Genomic DNA, 3,781 nt, shown 5'->3' with positions numbered 1-3,781 from the left:
TGGAGGAGAAGGAGAAGTTACAGAAATAATCGCTAGTAAAGATATGTCCATAGTAGGGAAACCATTATACCAATTGGGATTACCAAAGGGTATTATTATTGGGGCTATTGTTCATAAAGGAGAAGTAATAATTCCTAATGGGAATAGCATAATCAATGAGAACGATAGAATAATTGTATTTTCATTAACATCCCATATGCCAGCCTTTAATAAGATGATAAAGTCAAATAAGGGAGGTATTTTAAATGGTTTATGGGTCGGTAATTAAAGTATTAGGCAATTTACTTTTAATAGAAGCTGCATTAATGATACCTCCTTTATTAGTTTCCTTATATTATAATGGGGCAGATAAGTTGGCGTTTATAACGAGCATTATTTTAACTAGTATGATGGGTTTTATAATGAGTAAAAGCTTTGAATTTAGTAAAAGTATTAAAGCTAGGGAAGGTCTTACCATAGTAGCTTTTGGTTGGATCTTTGCATCTTTTTTTGGTTCTTTGCCTTTTATATTTTCTGGCAGTATTCCATCATGGATAGATGCTTTTTTTGAAACAGTATCAGGTTTTACAACTACAGGTGCAACGATTATTGATAATGTGGAGGTACTTCCAAAAGGTATTTTATTTTGGAGATCTTTCACCCATTGGATTGGTGGTATGGGCATATTAGTATTTACTATTGCAATTCTACCAACTTTAGGGGTGGGAGGTTTTCAAATTTTTAAAGTAGAATCTCCCGGTCCCAGGCCAGATAGAATTGCACCTAGGATTAAAGATACTGCTAAAATATTGTATACAACTTATATTGTTATTACTATTGTGCAAGTAATTATGTTGTTGTTAGGCAGAATGTCTTTTTATGATGCAATGGTTCATACCTTCGGAACAGTAGGGACAGGGGGATTTTCTGTTAATAATGCAAGTGTTGGAGCTTACAATAGTACTTATATACATTTGGTAATAGGTACTTTTATGATATTATCTGGTATAAATTTTTCCTTGTATTATTCTCTTTTCAAAGGGAAGTGGAAAGAGATTATAAAAAATGAAGAGTTAAAACTATATCTGGGTATAATACTTACAGCTGTTTTATTAATTACTCTAAACATAAATAAAGATATATATCATAATTTTTGGTTATCTTTAAGAGATGCTTATTTTCAAGTAGGTTCTATTATAACTACAACAGGTTATGCCACAGTGGATTTCGATAAATGGCCTACCTTTAGTAAGACAATTCTTTTTTCTCTTATGTTTGTTGGAGGATGTGCTGGTTCCACTGGTGGAGGTATGAAGAATATTAGGATTTTAGTTTTATTAAAATTAGTAAAAAGAGAGATATCTAAGATTTTTCATCCTAGGGCGGTTATACCTATTAAAATTGGAGATAGGGTTCTTCCTAATGAAGTAGTTGCAGGTATTACAAGCTTTTTCATGTTATATATTTTGATTTTTATATTAGGAACTATTTTTATATCCTTAGAAGGTATTGATTTTGAAAGTTCCGCTGGAGCAGTAGCAGCAACCTTAGGGAATATTGGACCAGGGTTAGGTTTGGTTGGGCCATCGAGAACCTACAGTCAATTTAGCTATGCTTCCAAGCTATTGTTATCTTTATTTATGTTGATGGGAAGATTAGAATTATTTACTATAATAGCATTATTTGCTCCAAGTGTATGGAAAAATGAAATTTTATCAAAAAAATAGATGATTATGAAAAACGTATGGAGGGATAAAATGAAGTTAGTTTCTTGGAATGTAAACGGGCTTAGAGCCTGTGTTAGAAAAGGTTTTTTAGATTATTTTGAAGAAGTGGATGCAGATATATTCTGTGTTCAAGAAACTAAATTACAAGAAGGACAAATTGACTTGAATTTACCAAAGCATCATCAATACTGGAATTATGCTGAGAAAAAAGGATATTCAGGTACGGCTATATTTACTAAGGACAAGCCTTTAGATGTAAAGTACGGTCTAGGAATAGAAGAACATGATAATGAAGGAAGAGTTATAACTTTAGAGTTTAAAGATTTCTATCTAGTAAATGTATATACTCCTAATTCTCAAAGGGAATTGGCGAGACTTGATTATAGGATGGTTTGGGAAGGTGAATTTAGAAATTATTTAAAAGAATTAGATTCTATTAAACCTGTAATACTATGCGGAGATTTAAATGTAGCTCATAAGGAAATAGATTTAAAAAATCCATCTACCAATAGGAGAAATGCAGGCTTTACTGATGAAGAACGAGAAAAGATGACAGAGTTATTAGGAACAGGATTTATAGATACATTTAGATATTTTTATCCAGATAAAGAAGAAGCTTATAGCTGGTGGTCTTATATGAGAAAGTCTAGAGATAGGAATGTAGGCTGGAGAATCGATTATTTTATAGTATCAGAAAGGTTTAAAGATAGATTAAAGGATGCCCAAATCCATTCGGAAGTAATGGGGAGTGATCATTGCCCGGTAATGCTGGAGATAGAATAAGGAACGATTTTTATCGTTTCTTATTTTATTTATATATGTATCCATTACTTTAGCTATAATTTAATATTATAAAATTTGTTACATTTATTTATTATTACTTTTTTAAACTCATCTTGTCCTAAAATTTCACAAAAAGATATGGCTTTATTTAATGAGTCTATATATTCCTCATGTTTTAGATTATATTCAGCAATTCCTTTTCCATAATATAAAATATGTAATCCAGAATATTCTCTTTTATTTAGACAGTGTTCAATACCTAAATTTGAAAATTTTAAAGCTTTATCATATTGTTTAGTTATTGAATATATGCCAGATAAATTATGACAAAGTTTTGGATAGATTTTATCATTAGAATTAACCATATCTATGCAGAATTCTAACATTTCTATTGCTTCTTCTTTAGGCTTTAGTTTTCTTAATAATAAAGCTATATTCATTAGAATCCTTATTTCAGTAGAACTGTAAAAAAAAGATTGATAATTAGGGAGGGAGAAATTATGAGTAGTTATACAAATGGCTTCTATTAGTGTTTCCAGAGATTTAGTGGGATTGTTTTCTTTTTTGCTAAGTATAACTGCTTTGATAAGCAACATCAATTGTCTAATAATTTTTTCGAAATATTGATTTTTTATAGATAGTAACAAATTATCAAAATCCTCATATTCCTTTTTCAGAGTATAGTATTCACCTCTATCCAATTTAGCTTCCATTCTATTTTTTATATCATCAAAAGCTTGGAAATCTTCAAGTCTGTATTTAAGTAACAGTTGATTTAGGTCTATTTTTAAAACTGCTGATAAATCGTCAAGAATTTTATGGCTTGGGACATATTTTCCGGTCTCAATTTTTCTAATAGTTTCAACGCTTACAAGGGATAATTCAGAAAGTTGCTCTCTAGTAAGATTATGAGTTCTTCGAATAGAGGTTATTTTTTCACCAAAACCTTCTAGATTATAATACATAAAAATCACCTTATTTAAATATAATAGATAGAATTTTAGTACTATTATAGCAATTTATCATAGAAACTACTAATTGTCAACACCATTATAATTGTATTGATATTTACATATTTACCATATATTATAAAGGTAAAGGGGAAGTAGTATAAAGGGGATGAGAATTTTGATAAAGAAGTTTATAGTTGTTTTAGGATTTATTTTAGCATTAACTTTTATGCAAAATGTTAAGTCTAAAAGTAATTATTTAGTAGAAGATGATGAGATGATAGAGTGGCATTCATATGAGCCAGAAGAGGTAATATAAATTTTGCTGTGGAAGTTTTTATT

The 3,781-nt window shown here is 29.8% G+C and carries 5 protein-coding genes; 4 read left to right on the top strand and 1 reads right to left on the bottom strand.

Translation table 11 applies throughout. The annotated features are described in order from the left end of the window. From VK998_RS00805 to VK998_RS00795, 3 genes are all read left to right on the top strand, one after another. Positions 1-268: TrkA C-terminal domain-containing protein (locus VK998_RS00805; RefSeq protein ID WP_325224406.1), on the top strand; the 268-nt coding region annotated here is incomplete at its 5' end. Continuing rightward, entirely contained in the window at positions 246-1,706 is a 1,461-nt protein-coding gene (locus VK998_RS00800; RefSeq protein WP_325224404.1) for a TrkH family potassium uptake protein, read from the top strand. The genes VK998_RS00805 and VK998_RS00800, both read left to right, overlap by 23 nt. A 30-nt stretch (positions 1,707-1,736) precedes the next feature. Then, on the top strand, positions 1,737-2,489 hold the full coding sequence (locus VK998_RS00795) for an exodeoxyribonuclease III (RefSeq protein WP_325224401.1): 753 nt from the start codon (positions 1,737-1,739) through the stop codon (positions 2,487-2,489). 53 nt (positions 2,490-2,542) lie between these two features. Here VK998_RS00795 and VK998_RS00790 read toward each other — a convergent pair whose 3' ends face one another. Continuing rightward, positions 2,543-3,454 (bottom strand): helix-turn-helix domain-containing protein, encoded by a 912-nt coding sequence (locus tag VK998_RS00790; RefSeq protein ID WP_325224399.1) that lies wholly within the window; start codon positions 3,452-3,454, stop codon positions 2,543-2,545. 163 nt (positions 3,455-3,617) lie between these two features. On the opposite strand from VK998_RS00790, the gene VK998_RS00785 reads away from it, so the two are divergent. Beyond that, on the top strand, positions 3,618-3,758 hold the full coding sequence (locus tag VK998_RS00785) for a hypothetical protein (protein ID WP_325224396.1): 141 nt from the start codon (positions 3,618-3,620) through the stop codon (positions 3,756-3,758). Positions 3,759-3,781 lie beyond the last annotated feature (23 nt).

Origin of the sequence: Schnuerera sp. (assembly GCF_035459645.1) — a bacterium.
Taxonomy (GTDB): domain Bacteria; phylum Bacillota; class Clostridia; order Tissierellales; family Tepidimicrobiaceae; genus Schnuerera.
Note: the sequence above shows the minus strand (reverse complement) of the source record. Positions and strands in the feature narration are given on the sequence as shown.